This is a genomic window from Vibrio sp. EJY3 (genome assembly GCF_000241385.1).
Lineage (GTDB): Bacteria > Pseudomonadota > Gammaproteobacteria > Enterobacterales > Vibrionaceae > Vibrio > Vibrio natriegens.
In genome coordinates this window covers 3,375,290-3,396,736 of sequence record NC_016613.1, presented here as the reverse complement: position 1 = coordinate 3,396,736, position 21,447 = coordinate 3,375,290, and the positions used below count along the sequence as shown (strand labels likewise).

13 protein-coding genes, 3 tRNA genes, 3 rRNA genes and 1 pseudogene are annotated in these 21,447 nt (G+C 46.6%); 14 read left to right on the top strand and 6 right to left on the bottom strand.

The features are described from left to right. Positions 1–15 precede the first annotated feature (15 nt). Positions 16–1,329: an ATP-dependent RNA helicase RhlB gene (gene rhlB, locus VEJY3_RS15455; protein WP_014233349.1), complete on the bottom strand. Its 1,314-nt coding sequence runs from the start codon at positions 1,327–1,329 to the stop codon at positions 16–18. A 111-nt stretch (positions 1,330–1,440) separates the two neighbouring features. Between rhlB and trxA the strand changes: the two genes are divergently transcribed. The 12 genes from trxA to VEJY3_RS15395 all read left to right on the top strand — a co-directional run bounded on the left by trxA (position 1,441) and on the right by VEJY3_RS15395 (position 13,064). Further along, positions 1,441–1,767, top strand: coding sequence for a thioredoxin TrxA (gene trxA / locus VEJY3_RS15450; protein ID WP_014233348.1), 327 nt, complete (start codon positions 1,441–1,443; stop codon positions 1,765–1,767). 195 nt (positions 1,768–1,962) lie between these two features. Continuing rightward, a complete protein-coding gene (gene rho / locus VEJY3_RS15445) occupies positions 1,963–3,222 on the top strand; it encodes a transcription termination factor Rho (RefSeq protein WP_005378757.1) in 1,260 nt (419 codons plus the stop codon). A gap of 108 nt (positions 3,223–3,330) precedes the next feature. Next, a complete protein-coding gene (locus tag VEJY3_RS15440; RefSeq protein ID WP_014233347.1) occupies positions 3,331–4,326 on the top strand; it encodes a hypothetical protein in 996 nt (331 codons plus the stop codon). Positions 4,327–4,421: 95 nt separating this feature from the next. After that, positions 4,422–6,275: a 4-hydroxy-3-polyprenylbenzoate decarboxylase gene (gene ubiD / locus VEJY3_RS15435; RefSeq protein WP_014233346.1), complete on the top strand. Its 1,854-nt coding sequence runs from the start codon at positions 4,422–4,424 to the stop codon at positions 6,273–6,275. Then, positions 6,272–6,541: a 2Fe-2S iron-sulfur cluster-binding protein gene (locus VEJY3_RS15430; RefSeq protein ID WP_014233345.1), complete on the top strand. Its 270-nt coding sequence runs from the start codon at positions 6,272–6,274 to the stop codon at positions 6,539–6,541. Before ubiD ends, VEJY3_RS15430 begins: the two co-directional genes overlap by 4 nt. A 14-nt stretch (positions 6,542–6,555) precedes the next feature. Further along, entirely contained in the window at positions 6,556–7,269 is a 714-nt protein-coding gene (gene fre, locus VEJY3_RS15425; RefSeq protein WP_014233344.1) for an NAD(P)H-flavin reductase, read from the top strand. A 473-nt stretch (positions 7,270–7,742) separates the two neighbouring features. Then, a 16S ribosomal RNA gene (locus VEJY3_RS15420) occupies positions 7,743–9,295 on the top strand. A gap of 65 nt (positions 9,296–9,360) precedes the next feature. Next, positions 9,361–9,437, top strand: a tRNA-Ile gene (locus VEJY3_RS15415). 45 nt (positions 9,438–9,482) lie between these two features. Then, positions 9,483–9,558: transfer RNA gene (locus VEJY3_RS15410), tRNA-Ala, on the top strand. A 268-nt stretch (positions 9,559–9,826) separates the two neighbouring features. Continuing rightward, positions 9,827–12,717, top strand: a 23S ribosomal RNA gene (locus VEJY3_RS15405). 110 nt (positions 12,718–12,827) lie between these two features. Further along, a 5S ribosomal RNA gene (rrf, locus tag VEJY3_RS15400) occupies positions 12,828–12,944 on the top strand. The 16S, 23S and 5S rRNA genes sit together here with 3 tRNA genes alongside, the layout of an rRNA operon. A gap of 43 nt (positions 12,945–12,987) precedes the next feature. Further along, positions 12,988–13,064 (top strand) — tRNA-Asp (locus VEJY3_RS15395). Positions 13,065–13,900: 836 nt separating this feature from the next. Here VEJY3_RS15395 and VEJY3_RS15390 read toward each other — a convergent pair. The 4 genes from VEJY3_RS15390 to hemC are packed head-to-tail and all read right to left on the bottom strand — an operon-like array spanning position 13,901 to position 17,980. Next, positions 13,901–15,082 carry a heme biosynthesis protein HemY gene (locus tag VEJY3_RS15390; RefSeq protein ID WP_014233343.1) on the bottom strand — a complete coding sequence of 394 codons (1,182 nt, stop codon included), beginning with the start codon at positions 15,080–15,082 and terminating at the stop codon, positions 13,901–13,903. Then, positions 15,082–16,293: a uroporphyrinogen-III C-methyltransferase gene (locus VEJY3_RS15385; protein ID WP_014233342.1), complete on the bottom strand. Its 1,212-nt coding sequence runs from the start codon at positions 16,291–16,293 to the stop codon at positions 15,082–15,084. The genes VEJY3_RS15390 and VEJY3_RS15385 overlap by 1 nt, the downstream gene beginning before the upstream one ends. A 17-nt stretch (positions 16,294–16,310) precedes the next feature. Next, positions 16,311–17,039: a uroporphyrinogen-III synthase gene (locus tag VEJY3_RS15380; protein ID WP_014233341.1), complete on the bottom strand. Its 729-nt coding sequence runs from the start codon at positions 17,037–17,039 to the stop codon at positions 16,311–16,313. Positions 17,040–17,041: 2 nt separating this feature from the next. After that, complete coding sequence (gene hemC, locus VEJY3_RS15375) at positions 17,042–17,980, bottom strand: hydroxymethylbilane synthase (RefSeq protein WP_014233340.1); 939 nt, start codon at positions 17,978–17,980, stop codon at positions 17,042–17,044. Positions 17,981–18,327: 347 nt separating this feature from the next. Between hemC and VEJY3_RS15370 the strand changes: the two genes are divergently transcribed. Next, positions 18,328–20,853: a class I adenylate cyclase gene (locus VEJY3_RS15370; RefSeq protein WP_014233339.1), complete on the top strand. Its 2,526-nt coding sequence runs from the start codon at positions 18,328–18,330 to the stop codon at positions 20,851–20,853. Between the two features lie 70 nt (positions 20,854–20,923). On the opposite strand, the gene cyaY is transcribed toward VEJY3_RS15370, so the two are convergent. Beyond that, positions 20,924–21,238: an iron donor protein CyaY gene (cyaY, locus tag VEJY3_RS15365; RefSeq protein WP_014233338.1), complete on the bottom strand. Its 315-nt coding sequence runs from the start codon at positions 21,236–21,238 to the stop codon at positions 20,924–20,926. Between cyaY and VEJY3_RS24910 the strand changes: the two are divergent. After that, positions 21,218–21,429 (top strand): annotated as a pseudogene (locus tag VEJY3_RS24910) (lipoprotein). The gene cyaY and the pseudogene VEJY3_RS24910 overlap by 21 nt on opposite strands. Positions 21,430–21,447: the final 18 nt, after the last annotated feature.

The following is a 21,447-nucleotide window of genomic DNA, read 5'->3' as shown; positions in this document are numbered from 1 at the left end:
CGACTTAACATTCCTTTATGATTGTTTTGGCGCTGATTGACGTGGCTGACGAGGACGACGTCCTTGTTGCTTACGGTTACCAGAGCGAGTGCCACCTGTATTCGTACGGCGTTGTTGCGTTCGTGGTGCACGCATACGGATTGGAGCTGGCAGATCTTGAATTAGAGCTGATGCATCATATTCCGATACAGGGATAGTGTGTTCAATGTATTCTTCAATCGCAGGTAGGTTGATCGCGTACTCTTCACAAGCAAAGCTGATAGAGTTGCCGCTCGCACCTGCTCGACCGGTACGACCGATACGGTGTACGTAGTCTTCACAATCGTCTGGCAGATCATAGTTGAATACGTGTGTTACTTGAGGAATATGCAGGCCACGAGCCGCTACATCCGTCGCCACTAGGATATCAACATCACCTTTAGTGAACTGCTCAAGAATCTTTTCACGTTTCTTCTGCGGTACATCACCTGTCAATAGACCAACACGATGGCCGTCTGCCGCCAGGTGACCCCAAACTGATTCACATTTGTGCTTGGTGTTAGCAAATATAATCGCACGATCTGGCCATTCTTCTTCTATAAGTGTTTGAAGGAGCGCCATTTTGTCTTCATTTGAAGGATAGAAAAGTTCTTCCTGGATGCGGTGACCAGTTTTTTGCTCTGGTTCTACCACAACATGTTCTGGGTTATGCATGTGTTCAAACGCGAGTTCTTGTACGCGGTAAGACAGCGTTGCTGAGAACAGCATGTTCAAACGCTCTTTTGGCTCTGGCATACGGCGGAACAAGAAACGGATGTCTTTAATAAAACCAAGATCGAACATGCGGTCGGCTTCATCTAACACCACCGCTTGAATGTTGTTTAGATTAAATACGCGCTGTTTATAGAAATCGATAATACGACCAGTCGTACCGATCAGGATATCGACACCATCTTGTAGCTTAGCCAGTTGCTTGTCGTAGCTTTCACCACCGTAAGCCAGTGCCGCTTTTAGGCCCGTGCTTGCAATCAGAGTTTCAGCATCATTGTAGATCTGAATCGCTAACTCACGCGTAGGCGCCATGATGATGGCACGTGGTTGTGTTGGTTTGCGGCCTTCGTGCTCCGGTGTCGTCATTAGGTGGTTGAAGGTTGCAGTGAGAAACGCGAGTGTTTTACCAGTGCCCGTTTGGGCCTGGCCTGCGATGTCTTGGCCGGTGAGCAGTACCGGCAACGCCAAGGCTTGGATAGGGGTACAAAACTCAAACCCTTTTTTATCCAATCCATCAATAACTTGGGGCTCTAACCCCAAATCGGCGAACTTTTGCTCTGTGATATGCGTCTTTTTCATGGCTATAGAATATCAGCTAAAGCTTGCATTACGAAAGTAAATACATTCCAATAGGGCATCAAATTACTGGTTATCATCCAACCAGTTTCGAAAAACACATTGGAGTGGAAGATGAGTGATAAGATTTTGCAGCTAACTGATGACGGTTTTGAAAACGATGTAATCAACGCTGCAGGCCCTGTATTAGTAGATTTTTGGGCAGAATGGTGTGGTCCTTGTAAGATGATCGCTCCTATCCTGGACGAAGTCGCTGAAGAGTACGAAGGCAAACTCACTATCGGTAAACTAAACATCGACCATAACGCAGGCACACCACCTAAGTTTGGTATTCGTGGCATTCCAACGCTACTGCTATTCAAAGATGGCAACGTAGCGGCAACGAAAGTTGGTGCTCTGTCTAAAACTCAACTTAAAGAGTTTTTGGACGCAAACATATAATCACCAAGTGATTACAGATAAAACCGTGCAACCATCAATGCACGGTTTTGTTTTTCTAACTCTGGACTAGAATATTAATTAGTGCTAACTTATCGCGCGTTAATTGAACAAATTTCTCTTCTTGGTCGATCCTGTGACCAAATCCATCTTAACTAGAAAACAGATCTTATTTTGACTAAACAAGAATCCACTACCATGAACCTTACCGAACTGAAGAACAGACCTGTGTCTGACCTTGTAAAACTGGGCGAAAGCTTAGGATTAGAGAACCTAGCGCGCTTAAGAAAACAAGACATCATCTTCGCGATTTTAAAAGCGCATGCTAAAGGCGGCGAAGACATCTTTGGCGATGGGGTTCTGGAAATTCTGCAAGACGGCTTTGGTTTCCTACGCAGTGCCGATAGTTCATACCTTGCGGGTCCGGACGATATTTATGTATCGCCAAGTCAGATTCGTCGTTTTAACCTACGTACAGGTGACTCAATTGCTGGTAAAATTCGCCCGCCAAAAGACGGCGAACGTTACTTTGCACTTCTGAAAGTCAACACGGTTAACGATGACAAGCCAGACAACGCTCGTAACAAGATCCTATTTGAAAACTTAACGCCTCTACATGCGAATGAGCGCATGGTAATGGAGCGCGGTAACGGTTCTACAGAAGATATCACTGCACGTGTTCTAGATTTGGCATCGCCAATCGGTAAAGGTCAACGTGGTTTGATTGTTGCTCCGCCAAAAGCGGGTAAGACAATGCTTCTGCAAAACATTGCTCAAAGCATCGCTTATAACCACCCTGAGTGTGAACTCATGGTACTTCTTATCGACGAACGTCCGGAAGAAGTAACAGAGATGCAGCGTCTGGTTAAAGGTGAAGTGGTTGCTTCTACATTTGATGAGCCAGCATCTCGTCACGTTCAAGTAGCAGAAATGGTTATCGAGAAAGCGAAGCGCTTGGTAGAACACAAGAAAGATGTGGTTATCCTACTTGACTCGATTACTCGTCTGGCTCGTGCATACAACACGGTTGTACCTTCATCAGGTAAAGTACTAACAGGTGGTGTGGATGCAAACGCACTGCACCGTCCTAAGCGTTTCTTCGGTGCAGCACGTAATGTAGAAGAAGGCGGTAGCTTAACAATCATCGCAACAGCGCTAGTTGATACTGGTTCTAAGATGGATGAAGTTATCTACGAAGAATTTAAAGGTACAGGTAACATGGAATTACACCTGAACCGTAAGATTGCAGAGAAGCGTGTTTTCCCTGCGATTGACTTCAACCGCTCAGGTACTCGTCGTGAAGAGCTACTGACTAAGACTGACGAACTGCAGAAAATGTGGATTCTGCGTAAGATTGTTCATCCAATGGGTGAAATCGACGCAATGGAATTCCTAATCGATAAGCTTGCAATGACGAAGACGAACGATGAATTCTTCGATGCGATGCGTCGTCAGTAACAACTGAGTTCTTATTTTGAAAAAGCCACCATAAATTATGGTGGCTTTTTTATTGCTTTCTACCGATAGAAGCCTCAAAATGAGGACTAATGTTATCGGGAGGTTAACATGCAACAAGGAATGTTGTCGTCATTACTCCTGAGTTTGTCACTCGTGACCATACCTATGACCGCGCCTGCGAAGGAAATGCAGGAGTCAGTGGTAGAACAGTGGCTTCAGGATACCCAAATACAAACCAAGGTCTCTGAACTTCTAGAATATGTTGTCAGGGATGAGGTTGAGTCGCTTAAATTTTCCCTCAATAGACTGGCGTTACCTCAACAAGAGGTGGTGCGTTTCCGCTTACTCGAAAAACTAGAACAGCAAGACGTGATTCTTACGCCGCGTATGGCGCTGTTTGTTGAATCGCAAAGCCGTATTACTCCCACTTATCAAGTACTCGAGCGTGGTGAAGGTTACGAATTCACTGTGCCAGCTTTTAATTTTCCCGCCGTTGCAAGCCGCTTGATCAAGCGCTGGAAGCAAGACCAGAGCACGCTAGAATTTGTTCTACAAGCGGAGCGAAAAGAGCTCGATCTCAGCCAGTGGTTAACCGCAGGGACTTCACAGCAAACTCAGGCTCGTGAGGCATTATTGATTCGCGAACTCGATAGCTTGTCTCCCGGCGCGTTAAATGCGTTAACCGTGCAGTTAACTCAAATAGATGTGACCAGTTGGTTACCGTCCACCGCCGTCATTGCTCGTTTAGCGCAAGTGAGCCAGGACCAGTCGATGTACGATTTGTTGTGGAGAATGAGAGCGGACTACAACAGCCATGCCGAGCTGGAGAGATTAGCAGAATCAGGCGATGCTTTTTCATTGCAGCAGTTGATGAACTCAACGGTGAATCCAACGCTCAAACCTTATGCTATCGGTCTTTTAACCAAAGCGAATCCATTAAGCCCCGAAGTGAAACAGTTTTTAATCACTAAGATGGCTTTGTCTGAAGAAGCGACATTGGTGGCGAGAGAGTTAGCGCAACAGGGCCATCAAAGCTGGCTTAAAGAGTTAGTGACGGGGAATTATCAGGTTAAAGCCCGTCAAATAGAGCAAGTGTTGCAGTAATACAATCCTTATACCCACACAAAATAGGAGGACCTTAGTGTCCTCCTATTTGTTATACTGCGAAAAGTTTAATCAGTCAGTAGTCATGAAGGCCTATGAGTTTTAAGGATTTACGCGAATATATTGATCACCTGGAACAGAAAGGTCGACTCAAGCGCATTACTCACCCTGTTGATCCCGCTTATGAAATGACAGAAATCAGCGATCGTACTCTGCGAGCTGGTGGTCCTGCATTATTATTTGAAAACCCTATTGGTTACGATGTTCCGGTTTTAACCAACCTGTTCGGCACCCCGGAAAGGGTCGCGATTGGTATGGGACGTGAAGACGTAAAAGAACTGCGTGAAGTCGGTAAACTGTTGGCTTATCTCAAAGAGCCTGAGCCGCCAAAAGGCTTCAAAGATGCGCTAGAAAAGCTGCCTGTCTTTAAGCAAGTCTTGAATATGCCAGCTAAGCGTCTGCGTAAAGCGCCTTGTCAAGAGATCGTGTGGCAGGGTGACGAAGTCGATTTGAATAAGATTCCGGTGATGAGCTGCTGGGCAGAAGACGTAGCACCATTATTGACGTGGGGTTTGACGGTTACCAAAGGGCCGAATAAAAAACGCCAAAACCTCGGTATCTACCGCCAGCAGAAAATCGCTAAAAACAAAATCATCATGCGCTGGCTTGCCCACCGTGGTGGCGCGTTAGACCTACGTGACTGGATGGAGACCAACCCCGGCAAGCCATTCCCAGTATCGGTCGCATTCGGTGCGGATCCTGCGACTATTCTTGGTGCGGTAACACCAGTACCTGATACATTGTCAGAATATGCTTTTGCTGGCTTATTGCGTGGCAGTAAAACGGAAGTCGTCAAATCCATCAGTAACGAACTGGAAGTGCCAGCGAGTGCTGAGATTGTAATGGAAGGCTACATCGACCCGACTGAGTTTGCGAATGAAGGCCCGTATGGCGATCACACGGGCTACTATAACGAAAAAGAAAAGCATCATGTCTTTACCATTACTCATATCACTATGCGTAAAGACCCGATTTATCACAGCACTTACACTGGTCGTCCGCCCGATGAGCCCGCCGTTCTGGGTGTAGCACTGAACGAAGTCTTTGTGCCTATTCTGCAAAAGCAATTTCCTGAGATAGAAGATTTCTATCTGCCTCCAGAAGGTTGTTCGTACCGTATGGCGGTCGTGACGTTGAAGAAGCAATATCCGGGACATGCGAAACGCGTCATGATGGGCGTCTGGTCTTTCTTACGCCAGTTTATGTACACCAAGTTTGTGATTGTGTGTGATGAGTCGGTAAATGCGCGTGACTGGAATGACGTGGTGAAAGCCATGTCTGAGCATATGGACCCAGTGCGTGATACGGTAATGATTGATAACACGCCGATAGACTCACTGGATTTTGCTTCTCCGGTTGTTGGTTTGGGCTCCAAAATGGGACTCGATGCGACCATAAAATGGGAAGCGGAGTTGGCGACTCGCACGCAAGTCAATCCTTCAGAGAGCAAACCGATCACTCAAGAAGACTTAGACTCACTAAAAGCCCTTCGTCCGGACATTGTCGATATCTATCTACCTCCGACGGCAAACAACCAGTTCGCTGTGGTAACAATGAAGAAAGACGAAGCGGGTCAATCCCAGGCATTGCTTGAAAGTCTGTGGGCATACTTTGCCGACTACACAGACATTAAGTTCATCATTTTATGTGATGACGACGTTAATGCACGGGATTGGAATGATATTATTTGGGCAGTAACGACTCGCATGGATCCTGATAGAGATACGATTCAACTTCGGGGAAGCTCGTCGAGCAGTTCGAAACTAGCGCTCGATGCGACCAATAAGTTTGAGTCTGAGGTAACGCGCGAGTGGGGTATCCCAATTAAGAAAGATCCTAAACTTGTCGCTAAAATTGATGAGATTTGGGACCAGTTAGGTATTCTATGAGTCATACAGTCCTCCTTCTTCCTATAAACATATCATTTGAGGTTGAAGCTGGGGAGACGGTGTTGGAAGCTGCGCTCAACAATAATATTCGCTTCCCACATCGTTGCCGAGTTGGCGCTTGTGCCATGTGTATGTGTAAAAAGGTAACGGGCGAGGTGAGTTATCATCTGGAACCCATGTTAACCGACAAAGAACAGCAGCAAGGTTGGATATTTCCTTGCCAAGCCTATACAGAAAGTAATTTAGTGCTTACTTTTGATGAGTAAGCGAGAGGGACATCATGACCATCCAATGTAAAGTAAAGTCTATTCAGCCGTTAGCTTGTAATACTTATCAAATTCTACTTCACCCAGAATCACCAGTGTCTTTCAAAGCTGGCCAATACCTTATGGTTGTGATGGGCGAGAAAGACAAGCGCCCGTTTTCTATCGCAAGTAGCCCTTGCCGACATGAAGGTGAGCTGGAACTGCACATTGGTGCGGCAGAACATAACGCTTACGCAATAGAAGTCGTAGAATCGATGAAAGCAGCATTAGAATCGGGTGGTGATATTGAAATTGATGCGCCTCATGGAGACGCTTGGATTCAAGAAGATAGCGAGCGTTCTTTATTACTGATCGCTGGTGGTACAGGATTCAGTTACGTACGCTCGATCTTGGATCATTGTGTTGCACAGAATAAGACTAATGAAATCTACTTGTACTGGGGTGCTCGTGACGAAAGCCAGTTATACGCAAAAGATGAACTTATCGCTATCTCAGAGAAGTTTTCTAACGTGCACTTTATTCCTGTAGTAGAAGACGCTCCCGCTGAGTGGCAAGGTAAAGTTGGAAACGTGCTACAAGCCGTCAGTGACGATTTCGAAAGTCTGGAAGACTATGATATCTATATTGCTGGTCGCTTTGAAATGGCTGGCGCAGCTCGAGAACAGTTTACTCAAAATAAGAAAGCCAAAAGCGAACGTATGTACGCAGACGCGTACGCTTTCATTTAAATACGGCTTTTATGCGATAAAAAAGAGGGTTTATTACCCTCTTTTTTACGTTTTTGATTAAATAATCATCGAGTGTTCGTTTTTTTGGTTTTTTTTCTAAAAAAGGGTTGCGCTCCAATCGTAACTCCCTATAATGCGCATCCACCGACACGGCAGACGCGATAAGGCTTCAGCAGGGTCGGAGAGGTAAAAGCTTCTACGAAAAATTAGTTGAAAAAAGTGTTTGACACTTACAATTAAATCGCTAGAATGCACCTCCGCTTTGAGAGAAAAGTTTCTCGCAAAGCAAGCTCTTTAACAATATAGACCTATCAATCTGTGTGGGCACTCGTTGATGATAATCCAATTAGATACCTCGGTATCAAATTAGGTTTCAATGATACGAAGTGACCATTGAATCTTCGGATTCAGCACAGTCAATTCAAACATTACTTTATGTAATGTTCAGTATTCATTGAGCCGAACAAAATCTTAAATTGAAGAGTTTGATCATGGCTCAGATTGAACGCTGGCGGCAGGCCTAACACATGCAAGTCGAGCGGAAACGAGTTAACTGAACCTTCGGGGGACGTTAACGGCGTCGAGCGGCGGACGGGTGAGTAATGCCTAGGAAATTGCCCTGATGTGGGGGATAACCATTGGAAACGATGGCTAATACCGCATGATGCCTACGGGCCAAAGAGGGGGACCTTCGGGCCTCTCGCGTCAGGATATGCCTAGGTGGGATTAGCTAGTTGGTGAGGTAAGGGCTCACCAAGGCGACGATCCCTAGCTGGTCTGAGAGGATGATCAGCCACACTGGAACTGAGACACGGTCCAGACTCCTACGGGAGGCAGCAGTGGGGAATATTGCACAATGGGCGCAAGCCTGATGCAGCCATGCCGCGTGTGTGAAGAAGGCCTTCGGGTTGTAAAGCACTTTCAGTCGTGAGGAAGGTTTATGCGTTAATAGCGTATAGATTTGACGTTAGCGACAGAAGAAGCACCGGCTAACTCCGTGCCAGCAGCCGCGGTAATACGGAGGGTGCGAGCGTTAATCGGAATTACTGGGCGTAAAGCGCATGCAGGTGGTTTGTTAAGTCAGATGTGAAAGCCCGGGGCTCAACCTCGGAATAGCATTTGAAACTGGCAGACTAGAGTACTGTAGAGGGGGGTAGAATTTCAGGTGTAGCGGTGAAATGCGTAGAGATCTGAAGGAATACCGGTGGCGAAGGCGGCCCCCTGGACAGATACTGACACTCAGATGCGAAAGCGTGGGGAGCAAACAGGATTAGATACCCTGGTAGTCCACGCCGTAAACGATGTCTACTTGGAGGTTGTGGCCTTGAGCCGTGGCTTTCGGAGCTAACGCGTTAAGTAGACCGCCTGGGGAGTACGGTCGCAAGATTAAAACTCAAATGAATTGACGGGGGCCCGCACAAGCGGTGGAGCATGTGGTTTAATTCGATGCAACGCGAAGAACCTTACCTACTCTTGACATCCAGAGAACTTTCCAGAGATGGATTGGTGCCTTCGGGAACTCTGAGACAGGTGCTGCATGGCTGTCGTCAGCTCGTGTTGTGAAATGTTGGGTTAAGTCCCGCAACGAGCGCAACCCTTATCCTTGTTTGCCAGCGAGTAATGTCGGGAACTCCAGGGAGACTGCCGGTGATAAACCGGAGGAAGGTGGGGACGACGTCAAGTCATCATGGCCCTTACGAGTAGGGCTACACACGTGCTACAATGGCGCATACAGAGGGCGGCCAACTTGCGAAAGTGAGCGAATCCCAAAAAGTGCGTCGTAGTCCGGATTGGAGTCTGCAACTCGACTCCATGAAGTCGGAATCGCTAGTAATCGTGGATCAGAATGCCACGGTGAATACGTTCCCGGGCCTTGTACACACCGCCCGTCACACCATGGGAGTGGGCTGCAAAAGAAGTAGGTAGTTTAACCTTCGGGGGGACGCTTACCACTTTGTGGTTCATGACTGGGGTGAAGTCGTAACAAGGTAGCGCTAGGGGAACCTGGCGCTGGATCACCTCCTTATACGATGATTATTCACGATGAGTGTCCACACAGATTGATACGGTTTATGTAAAAGAGACGATACTGGGTCTGTAGCTCAGGTGGTTAGAGCGTTCGCCTGATAAGCGAGAGGTCGGTGGTTCGAGTCCACTCAGACCCACCAATTCCCTTCCCAAGGAATTGGCATACAGTATCGACACACCTTGATGGGGCTATAGCTCAGCTGGGAGAGCGCCTGCCTTGCACGCAGGAGGTCAGCAGTTCGATCCTGCTTAGCTCCACCATCTTTAAGCGCATTAGCGATAGTGCTTTTAAAAATGGTTACTTCATTAGAAGTGATTAGCTCTTTAACAATTTGGAAAGCTGACAAAATAATCTTTAAGATTATTTGTAAAGTTCTCAAAGTATTCATGTATTTGAATACAACTAAAAACACATTCAAGTGTTCTTGGAATTTGAGTCCGGCAAAATCGAAAGCTGTCTCGCTCATTCAAATAATGAGACAGCAACTTTGGTTGTTTAACATCAATTCGAAACTCCTTCGGGTTGTATGGTTAAGTGACTAAGCGTACACGGTGGATGCCTTGGCAGTCAGAGGCGATGAAGGACGTATTAACTTGCGATAAGCCCAGATTAGGCAGTAAAAGCCACTTGAGTCTGGGATTTCCGAATGGGGAAACCCACTTACATAAGTAAGTATCCTGTTGTGAATACATAGCAACAGGAGGCGAACCGGGGGAACTGAAACATCTAAGTACCCCGAGGAAAAGAAATCAACCGAGATTCCGAAAGTAGCGGCGAGCGAAATTGGACTAGCCCTTAAGCTTTATAAGCGTTAGGTGAACAAGCTGGAAAGCTTGGCGATACAGGGTGATAGCCCCGTAACTGACGACGCATATTCAGTGAAATCGAGTAGGGCGGGACACGTGATATCCTGTCTGAATATGGGGGGACCATCCTCCAAGGCTAAATACTACTGACTGACCGATAGTGAACCAGTACCGTGAGGGAAAGGCGAAAAGAACCCCTGTGAGGGGAGTGAAATAGAACCTGAAACCGTGTACGTACAAGCAGTAGGAGCAGGCTTTGTCCTGTGACTGCGTACCTTTTGTATAATGGGTCAGCGACTTATATTCAGTGGCAAGGTTAACCATCTAGGGGAGCCGTAGGGAAACCGAGTCTTAACTGGGCGTTCAGTCTCTGGATATAGACCCGAAACCAGGTGATCTAGCCATGGGCAGGTTGAAGGTTGAGTAACATCAACTGGAGGACCGAACCGACTAATGTTGAAAAATTAGCGGATGACTTGTGGCTAGGGGTGAAAGGCCAATCAAACCTGGAGATAGCTGGTTCTCCCCGAAAGCTATTTAGGTAGCGCCTCGGACGAATACTACTGGGGGTAGAGCACTGTTAAGGCTAGGGGGTCATCCCGACTTACCAACCCTTTGCAAACTCCGAATACCAGTAAGTACTATCCGGGAGACACACGGCGGGTGCTAACGTCCGTCGTGGAGAGGGAAACAACCCAGACCGCCAGCTAAGGTCCCAAATTACTACTAAGTGGGAAACGATGTGGGAAGGCTCAGACAGCCAGGATGTTGGCTTAGAAGCAGCCATCATTTAAAGAAAGCGTAATAGCTCACTGGTCGAGTCGGCCTGCGCGGAAGATGTAACGGGGCTAAGTAGTAAACCGAAGCTGCGGCAATGCACTTTTGTGCATTGGGTAGGGGAGCGTTCTGTAAGCGGTTGAAGGTGTGTGGTAACGCATGCTGGACGTATCAGAAGTGCGAATGCTGACATGAGTAACGATAAAGGGGGTGAAAAACCTCCTCGCCGGAAGACCAAGGGTTCCTGTCCAACGTTAATCGGGGCAGGGTAAGTCGACCCCTAAGGCGAGGCCGAAAGGCGTAGTCGATGGGAAACGGGTTAATATTCCCGTACTTCTTACAATTGCGATGGGGGGACGGAGAAGGCTAGGTGGGCCTGGCGACGGTTGTCCAGGTTCAAGTGCGTAGGCTTGAGAGTTAGGTAAATCCGGCTCTTTTTAAGGCTGAGACACGACGTCGAGCTACTACGGTAGTGAAGTCATTGATGCCATGCTTCCAGGAAAAGCCTCTAAGCTTCAGATTGTAAGGAATCGTACCCCAAACCGACACAGGTGGTCGGGTAGAGAATACCAAGGCGCTTGAGAGAACTCGGGTGAAGGAACTAGGCAAAATGGTACCGTAACTTCGGGAGAAGGTACGCTCTCGACGGTGAAGTCCCTTGCGGATGGAGCTATTGAGAGTCGCAGATACCAGGTGGCTGCAACTGTTTATTAAAAACACAGCACTGTGCAAAATCGTAAGATGACGTATACGGTGTGACGCCTGCCCGGTGCCGGAAGGTTAATTGATGGGGTTAGACTTCGGTCGAAGCTCTTGATCGAAGCCCCGGTAAACGGCGGCCGTAACTATAACGGTCCTAAGGTAGCGAAATTCCTTGTCGGGTAAGTTCCGACCTGCACGAATGGCGTAATGATGGCCACGCTGTCTCCACCCGAGACTCAGTGAAATTGAAATCGCTGTGAAGATGCAGTGTACCCGCGGCTAGACGGAAAGACCCCGTGAACCTTTACTACAGCTTGGCACTGAACATTGACCCTACATGTGTAGGATAGGTGGGAGGCTTTGAAACGAGTACGCCAGTATTCGTGGAGCCGTCCTTGAAATACCACCCTTGTAGTGTTGATGTTCTAACGTTGACCCCTTATCGGGGTTGCGGACAGTGCCTGGTGGGTAGTTTGACTGGGGCGGTCTCCTCCCAAAGCGTAACGGAGGAGCACGAAGGTGGGCTAATCACGGTTGGACATCGTGAGGTTAGTGCAATGGCATAAGCCCGCTTGACTGCGAGAATGACAATTCGAGCAGGTGCGAAAGCAGGTCATAGTGATCCGGTGGTTCTGAATGGAAGGGCCATCGCTCAACGGATAAAAGGTACTCCGGGGATAACAGGCTGATACCGCCCAAGAGTTCATATCGACGGCGGTGTTTGGCACCTCGATGTCGGCTCATCACATCCTGGGGCTGAAGTCGGTCCCAAGGGTATGGCTGTTCGCCATTTAAAGTGGTACGCGAGCTGGGTTTAGAACGTCGTGAGACAGTTCGGTCCCTATCTGCCGTGGGCGTTGGAGAATTGAAAGGGGCTGCTCCTAGTACGAGAGGACCGGAGTGGACGAACCTCTGGTGTTCGGGTTGTGTCGCCAGACGCATTGCCCGGTAGCTAAGTTCGGAATTGATAACCGCTGAAAGCATCTAAGCGGGAAGCGAGCCTTGAGATGAGTTCTCCCTGATACTTTAAGTATCCTAAAGGGTTGTCGTAGACTACGACGTTGATAGGCAGGGTGTGTAAGCGTTGTGAGGCGTTGAGCTAACCTGTACTAATTGCCCGTGAGGCTTAACCATACAACACCCAAGGGGTTTTGATGGACTCAATGTAAGAACGTTGAATGTGTAATAACGAGAATTAAAAACAGCTTTCCAAGTTTTCTCTAGAAATAGAGAGTAAGAATTTGCTTGGCGACCATAGCGTTTTGGACCCACCTGACTTCCATTCCGAACTCAGAAGTGAAACGAAATAGCGCCGATGGTAGTGTGGGGTTTCCCCATGTGAGAGTAGGACATCGCCAGGCTTTAAATTTTGGACGTTCGCTTTAAAGCGGATGATACCACTGCGGAGTGGTAGTTCAGTTGGTTAGAATACCGGCCTGTCACGCCGGGGGTCGCGGGTTCGAGTCCCGTCCACTCCGCCACTTATTAGAAAGCCTAGTCGAAAGACTAGGCTTTTTTCGTTTATGGCACATGACTTCCCTTTCAGGGACATCGACTCAGGCTTGTGCGCAAGCCCGGCCATTCCACCACTTATTCGAGACCTCAGCAGAAATGCTGGGGTCTTTTAGTTTGTGCTGAGTTAAGTTAGTCATTTGAATAGTGAGCCCTACAGGAGAACCTGTCGTAGCCTGTGACTCCAGCCACTTATTACAAAGCCTATTCTTAATGCTCGGTTTTATCGTTTTGATATTTTTGACTTTACTAGCTAGAGCGCTCCTACTTAAGACGCTCTGTAGTCACCACAATTATCTTCGACTCTACCGAGTACTGAATGTAATCAAGAAGGTCTTATCAGTTTTTCCTATTCACGTTTCTAAAAGTCAGAACCTATCTACAACGCAGTCTACAGAGAGTAATAAGGTGTATTAGGCAGCATTAATGAATGAAAGAGGAGATGCATAATAGAGTCTATTTTCTGGTTAGTTTCAGCAATAGAGTCCGCCTGATAATCCATATTCTTTGAGTAAATCTCTAATGGCGTATGTCGCTTAAACGATACTAACCTTTCTTTGATTGGAATAAATATGAAGATACTGAACCCTCCAGATTGAACTGAGAATGCCTATTTCGTTGCTGTAGAGAAGCTCCAGCAATTCCGTTCCTATATCTCTAGTTTGTCGTCTTAAATGTGGAATGAACTCTGAGAGTGGGCTTGTTTGTGGATTGAGGTTATTGGGAGGAATGAGGGGATGTTTGAAAGGTGATAAAAAAGCCGACACTTGCATGTCGGCTTTTAGCTATGGGTTGAACCATCTACTTAATCGTTTTGAACGAGTGTCAGCGCTTTACGAGAAACTTCGTGTGCCGCTTTAGTGAGATTTTGCTTCTCTAGTGTGTCGGCTAGGAAAGCGTAATCAGAAACGTCTGAACGAAGTTTTAAGGCTGCTTCAAATTGCTCCTGAGACTCATGCCATTTCTCTTGGCGGAAGTAGAAGTGAGCCAGTGCACTGTGTGCAGCTGCATTATCTGTCTCTTTCCTCACTACGCCTTCAAGGAAGACAACGATAGGATGGATGTCTGGTACATTTAACTCAGGAAGAAGCTCGTATAACTCCGGTGCTGGTGTTTTATTTAACGCTTCTTTTAATACAGTAAATGCTTCGTTATCTGCTTTACGGGCAATCAACTCGCGAGCAAAACATGCGATCAAATGAGGGTCTTGTTTTACTTTGCGAGCCAAACTGTTCCAGTGAGAAATCAATCCTTCACTACCTTGTTGTTGAGCAACATCGTGTAGCAATCCGCATTGTGCTGTTTTAATCAGCTCAATTTCTTCGTCTTCAGTCACCTGTTTTGCTTTGTTTAGCTGAGGCATCAAGTCAATTAATGGTTGCCATAGCTTCAACTGCATGTAGGTAGTTTTCAGCAGGTTTAATACAATCGGGTTGTTTGCGTGCTGATTTTTTAGTGAAGATAGCGTGTCAAATGCCGCTTCAAACTCATTGTCGCGAATAAACTGTTTGGCACGGGTCAGCTCAACGGCTAGGTGCGCGTTTTCTTGCTGACTCGCTAGCTCTAAGTATTTGTCACGTTTCTCTTTATCACCTTGGCCTTGTGCAGCTTCTGAGGCGACTAGGTAGCAAAGAAGTGGCATATCGTGGTGATTTGCCCAGCGAGTGACTTTCTTCTCTGCACCTTTCCAGTCACCTTCTAGCAATTTGATGATACCTTCATTGGTGTAGCGACGAGAGCGACGCATTTTTCGTACACTGAAATAGTTCCAGGTACTTGAACTTGCGTAGACCAGTTTCTTAATTAGGTATTCTAAAATGAACAGACCAGCAAGCGCCGCGATAACAAAAATGACCAGTGTCGTTACACTCATCTCAATGGTTTTCTCGGCGATCGAGATCAGAACGTAACCCTGTTGGCCTGAGTATTGTGTACCCACAAATAGGCCGGCTCCTAGAATGGCAAATAGGAAAATAAGACGAAACATTACTTATCCTCCGTGCCTGTCATAGTGGTTACTTCACGACGTAGGCGCTCACGAATAACATCAGATAGCTGAGACTGAGTTTCCAGTTTAGCCGGGTATTCAACCTGGATGTTTTGCTGGCTAAGCTGGCCGATCGTTTTGTTGAACTCTTTTACTGAGTTATCGTCCTGATTAAAGAACGCTAACGCCCATTTATCGGCTGTTTTTAGCGAGGTCGAGTACACTTCGCCTTGCTCTTGATAAACCGCTTTAATAGCCGTTTCTAGCTTAGCTTTGATGTTCTCTTTAAGGTAGAAATGCTGCTGAGGAGAAAGCAGTGGGATGACATTGCCATCGCGAGTACGGAAAGTAATGAAGTTTTCTGAGAAGTCCTTCAGAGACGTCATCAGGTTATCTTGCCAGTTGGCAATGTCTTCAGACACTTCTTGCTCAGTCACAGCCGCAGCTTCAGGAAGTAGGGCATTCGCCAGTGGCATTTTGTCGACTTGTTGTTGCAAGGCTGTCAGACGTAGCACTAAGCCGTCACGGTCGATTAATGGCACGGTACGTAATTTAGTGATGTCATTCGCCATCGCTTTACGAAGGTTAACTAAACTCGGATCATTGAGAGCAGCAATACGTTGGTCTGCGCTTTCCATCAATTGAGTTGCGCTTTCAACGTCGTGCTCTAGGAACAGCTTGCGACCAGCCAGTTTAACTAAGTAATCGGCTTCGGCCAGTAACCAGTCGTTTGGACGGCGGCCTTTCACGTCAGCCACAGCCAATTGAAGGCTTTCGATACTTTTTTGTTGCTGACCAAGAACCACTTCAGCTTTATGCGTTACCGTAGTCGCCTTCTCAATAGTTTCTTCTTTAACCTGAGTCAGTTCCTGCTTCATAGAAGCTTGAGCTTGTTCTAGTTGGCTTTGAAGCTGAGCTATTTTTGCTTGGTAGTCAGTCTGCTGTTCGTGAAGCTTATACGCTAAGCCTCCACCAAAGATGATCGACAAGATGATTGCGACTGTGCCCAGTTTGACGCCTCGCTTGCCTTGTTTCTCTTCAAACTCAACTTTCTTTTGTTCTGCTGGCTTTTCTGTATCAGCAGGTTGTGATGATTCCTTGGTAGGCTCAGCATCCTGTTTCGGGGTATCTTTTTCAGCTAGCGGTGCCGAAGAGGTTTCTTCAGCAAGGTTTTTATCGTTATTTTTTTGGTCGTTATTTTTACTTGTCATGCCTTTATCCTGTGTAGCTAGGGCTGGAGAGCAGCCAGTAATTCTTGGTTGGATGCGCTTCCTGTGCACCTCACCTGAGTGAACCCCTTTTGAATTGCGATGTCGGCGATACGCTGACTGGGTATATACAACTCTCGTTGATTAAGCCAAGCCAATTGATCTGACGTTAATTGGCTGCACAAATAATCAAGTTGTTCACCACTAGTGACGATGATCTGATTGATTTGTTGGGCTTTCCATAGTGAGACACAGCTTACTGGATCGAATGGGATGAATTCTCTCTTGTAAGTCTCACTATAGTGAACTTTTGCTCCACGTCTCACCAATGCATCTTTAATAAGCTCTCTTCCACCGTTTCCACGCAGAATAACAACGTTCTGTTTTTCTACATTGTTTAACGCTGGAAGTTGCAATAAGTGTTCACTATCACTGACTTGAGGATAGTGTACTTTTTGTTGCGTGCATTTGCTTAAATAGTGTGCTGTTTTTTGACCAACGGCAAGGTAAATGGCGTGTTTAGGCCATGATATACCGTTGTTTGATAATATTTGCTGTGCGCACTGCACGGCATGTCTGCTGACAGCAATAATGAAGTGTGCGTGATTGAGGTGATCGGAGAGCTGTGTATCCGAAAGATCGGCAACAATGTCGATCAATGGATGGTGGTATGCGGGAATGCCGTGCCTTTCGAGCAGAGAGCAAAGCTCAATGCCTTGCTCTCCCGGCCGAGTGACCAACACTGCCATGATTAGTCGTGATCTGCGTACAGCTTTGTGAGAATGTCGCGAGCACCATTATCCAGCAGTTCATTTGCTAATTGGATACCGAGTGCTTCGCCATCTTTACGGTGGCCACGGATTTCGCCACGGACAATTTCGCTGCCGTCTGGTTCTCCGACTAGTGCGCGTAACCAAACGTTATCGCCATCAAGCAGAGCGTAGCTACCGATAGGAACCTGACAGCCACCTTCCAGCGTTAGGTTCATTGCACGCTCACACAGTACTCGATCTTCAGTATCTTTGTGGTTAAGTGGCTCAAGCAGTTTGAGTAATCTTTCGTCGTCTAAGCGGCATTCAATACCCACTGCACCTTGACCTACAGCTGGAAGTGATTGCTCAGGTTCAATAAAACTTCTGATACGTTCTTCAAGCTTTAATCGTTTCAGGCCTGCGGCTGCCAGAATGATAGCGTCGTATTCGCCAGCATCTAATTTACTAAGGCGTGTGCCTACGTTGCCACGCAGCTCTTTGATGATGAGATCTGGTCGATATTCCTTGAGCTGGCACTGACGGCGTAAACTGCATGTGCCGACAATCGCGCCTTGAGGTAATTCATCAACGCTGCTATAGGTATTAGAAACAAAAGCATCACGAGGGTCTTCTCGTTCGCAGATGGTGACAAGGCCTAATCCTTCAGGAAAGTCGACAGGTACGTCTTTCATTGAATGTACCGCCAGATCCGCACGGCCTTCCAGCATAGCGACTTCCAGCTCTTTAACGAATAAACCTTTACCGCCTACTTTAGCCAACGGTGTATCTAGGATCACGTCACCTTTGGTCACCATAGTTACTAACTCGACTTCTAAACCCGGGTGAGCGGCTTGAAGGGCATCTTTAACAAAGTGAGCTTGCCATAAAGCAAGTGGGCTTTTTCGAGTTGCAATGCGAATTGGTGTGGATTGTGTCATGATCTTCTCAAAGCTGTTTGGATTTGGCTTTATCCTACCATCCTCATCAAGAAATTCTTACTGTTAGTTGGATATCTGGCGGTGCTATGAATGGAATTACATGATGTTATGAAAATAGTGTGACTAGATTCTCAATTAGACTAAGGACTATTATTAGTTTGAGGCGTTTACAAGCGACACTAGCTCGCTGTTAATTTTGTGACTGGGGTATAGTTTTTTCTCTGCAATGAATTAGAGAGCAGAAACTTTACCATACACAATAAAAGTGTTAAATTGATCACGTTTTTAGGCTTTTTGGGCTTAAAATATCATCAGGTATCTTTGATTGTTCAACCAAGGAATTACCCTTGCAGGCTTACACCCAAAAAATAATTCAGCGATTAGATAAATTGAATCAGCAACGTGTTGAACGTGCGCTGGCGCTTATGGATTCGCAAAGCCAGCAAGTTTTTCACTTGATTCCTGTCTTATTGAATTACAACCACCCTGTCATTCCAGGCTACTACGATGCTGACGTCCCAGTTGGTGTCTATGGTCTGGAGCCTAATGACGTTCAACAGCAGTTCATCGACGATACACAACTTACCATTAGCGATAAGCTAGAGGATGCAGCGCAACCAGCGATCCTTGGCCTGTACACCATGGGTAGTACCTCATCGATTGGTCAAAGCACCTCGAGTGACTTAGACATTTGGGTATGTGTTTCTCCACAGATGGACTGCGATGAGCGTGAATTACTCACCAACAAGTGTCTATTGATTACTGATTGGGCGCAGACGAAAGGTGTCGAGGCGAACTTCTTCCTGATGGATGAAGAGCGTTTCAGAAGTAACCATTCTGAAGAGATGACTGGTGATAACTGTGGTTCATCACAGCACTTATTGTTACTTGATGAATTCTATCGCAGCGCCGTGCGTATCGCTGGTCAGCGATTGTTGTGGCAAATTGTGCCACCAGAGATGGAAGAGTCTTACGACGAGTACGTTTCTCAACTTTGTCGCGATGGCTACATTGACTGTAAAGAGTGGATCGACTTTGGCAAATTGAACCGAATTCCAGCAGAAGAGTACTTTGGCTCGAATTTGTGGCAGTTGTACAAAAGTATCGATTCTCCTTACAAGTCAGTATTAAAAGCCATTTTGCTTGAAGCTTACTCGTGGGAATACCCTCACACTCAACTGTTAAGTATCGATACTAAGCGTCGTTTCTTTGCCCATGAGCCTGATCTCTACGGTATGGACGCGTATTATTTGATGCTGGAAAAAGTCACTCGCTATCTTGAACGTATTCAAGACTACACGCGTTTAGACTTAGTTCGTCGCTGTTTTTACCTTAAAACCCATGAAAAACTCTCTCGTCAGCCGGGTGTTGGCTCTGTTGCTTGGCGTCGTGAAGCCTTGAGCGACATGATTACCCGCTGGGACTGGGATGAAAGCGTGGTGGCAGAACTTGACGACCGCCGTAACTGGAAGGTCGAACAGGTGAAAGTAGTGCATCATGCGCTGTTGGATGCCTTGATGCAGAGTTACCGTAACCTTATCCAGTTTGCGCGTCGTAACGACATCACGTCGGCGATCAGCCCGCAAGACATCAGTATTCTGGCTCGTAAGCTTTATGCGGCATTTGAGGTGCTTCCGGGTAAAGTGACGCTGCTGAATCCTCAAATCTCACCAGATTTACATGAGCCGGATTTGAGCTTTATCGAAGTGAAGAATGGTGGTGTGAATAAGTCCGGTTGGTATCTGTACAAACAGCCGCTGGTTGCACACCGTATTCTGGGTCAGCCATACCTTGAACACCATGAATATCTGAGCAAACTGGTTTCGTGGGCATTCTTCAATGGCCTGATCACGGAATCGACTCGTTTGCACGCTGTCGTACGTGAAGCGCAGTTAGATATTGATAAGTTCTACCAAATGGTGAGCGATTTACGTAACACCTTTGCATTGCGTAAACGCCGTCCGACTATGCAAGCTCTAGCGAGTCCATGTGAAATCAGTCAATTGACGATGTTCATCAACTTTGAAAGTGACCCTAGTGAAGAGTTATCCGGTCGTGCGCTCAAAGTAGATGTGAAGAATACTGATATTTTCAGTTTTGGTCCTGAGCATAAAAACTTAGTCGGCAGTGTTGATTTGGTTTACCGCAATTCCTGGCATGAAGTTCGTACGCTGCATTTTAAAGGCGAGACGGCGATGCTTGATGCACTAAAAACCATTTTGGGCAAAATGCACCAGGATGCGCTTCCGCCAGAGTCGGTGGATGTGTTCTGTTACGCGAAAAACATGCGCGGTGTGATGCGTAATAAAGTGTATCAGTTGCTGGCAGAGTGTATCGACTTACGTTTGAAGCCTGTCGAACAAGAAAAACGTCGCCGCTTTAAAGCGATGCGTCTTGGCGAGAAAACCTATGGTTTATTCTTCGAGCGCCGCGGCGTATCGGTACAGAAGCTAGAAAACTCCGTCGACTTCTATCGCAGTATCTCAACTAATAAGCTGAAAGGTTCTCCGCTACTAATGCTCGATCGCGAGCAAGAATATCAAATGCCGGATGCGGTGGATGGCTTTGCTAGTGAAGGGTTAGTGCAGTTCTTCTTCGAAGACAGCGAGAAGGGGTTTAACATCTACGTACTTGATGAGTCGAATCAGGTGGAAGTGTATCACCAGTTCAGTGGCTCTAAAGATGAGATGATTGCTTCGGTTAACAGTTTCTATACCTCGGTGAAAGACGATACTCGTGTGGCTTCGAAGTTCATTAACTTTAACTTGCCGCAGTACTATCAGATCATTCATCCCGAAGAAGGTAACGCTTACATCATACCTTACCGTAATGATTGTCCTCCTCATCGTCCCAACAAAGCGGTGAATGCATAACAGCAAATCGAACAAAATAAAAAAGAGCACCGCGGTGCTCTTTTTCTGTATTGGTCAGGACAAAATGAACTTATGCCCAGTCTATTTCTTCACCAGCGTGCTTTTCACACTCTTGCTTGACCATTTCAAACAGTTCCATGCCAGTCTTCGAGCAGGTCCATTTATCTTCGATAAGCTTGAAGTGGAAGCCACCTGATTTTGATGCCAGCCAAATTTCATGCATCGGTTCCTGGCGGTTGATGATGATCTGGCTGCGGTCTTCAAATTCTAATGTCATTACGTTACCAGACACTTCGTAATCAATGTCTGCACCTGAATCATCGATGGATTCTTCAATGATTTGCATCTGTACATCCACCAGTTGATGAAATTCAGTATCGTTCATCCGTCTGTCCTATTGCTTTTCCTGAGTGTGGTGCGATTATAGGGGGCATTGATTCAATAATCACGATATGCCAAATGAAAAAATTAGTTACTGTGTTGTTTGTGATGGCTGCCGCTACGCTGGCAGGGTGTGGACAGTCAGGTTCACTCTACATTCCAGATGACACACAACAAAACGAGCAATCACAATAAATATCCGCACCTTTGGGT

Bases quoted from the DNA above. Each gene is read 5' to 3' on its own strand.
- VEJY3_RS15385 (WP_014233342.1), bottom strand. From the start codon at position 16,293: ATGACAAGTAAAAATAACGACCAAAAAAATAACGATAAAAACCTTGCT.
- rhlB (WP_014233349.1), bottom strand. From the start codon at position 1,329: ATGAAAAAGACGCATATCACAGAGCAAAAGTTCGCCGATTTGGGGTTA.
- VEJY3_RS15390 (WP_014233343.1), bottom strand. From the start codon at position 15,082: ATGTTTCGTCTTATTTTCCTATTTGCCATTCTAGGAGCCGGCCTATTT.
- trxA (WP_014233348.1), top strand. From the start codon at position 1,441: ATGAGTGATAAGATTTTGCAGCTAACTGATGACGGTTTTGAAAACGAT.
- cyaY (WP_014233338.1), bottom strand. From the start codon at position 21,238: ATGAACGATACTGAATTTCATCAACTGGTGGATGTACAGATGCAAATC.
- fre (WP_014233344.1), top strand. From the start codon at position 6,556: ATGACCATCCAATGTAAAGTAAAGTCTATTCAGCCGTTAGCTTGTAAT.
- hemC (WP_014233340.1), bottom strand. From the start codon at position 17,980: ATGACACAATCCACACCAATTCGCATTGCAACTCGAAAAAGCCCACTT.
- VEJY3_RS15380 (WP_014233341.1), bottom strand. From the start codon at position 17,039: ATGGCAGTGTTGGTCACTCGGCCGGGAGAGCAAGGCATTGAGCTTTGC.
- VEJY3_RS15430 (WP_014233345.1), top strand. From the start codon at position 6,272: ATGAGTCATACAGTCCTCCTTCTTCCTATAAACATATCATTTGAGGTT.
- ubiD (WP_014233346.1), top strand. From the start codon at position 4,422: ATGAGTTTTAAGGATTTACGCGAATATATTGATCACCTGGAACAGAAA.
- rho (WP_005378757.1), top strand. From the start codon at position 1,963: ATGAACCTTACCGAACTGAAGAACAGACCTGTGTCTGACCTTGTAAAA.
- VEJY3_RS15440 (WP_014233347.1), top strand. From the start codon at position 3,331: ATGCAACAAGGAATGTTGTCGTCATTACTCCTGAGTTTGTCACTCGTG.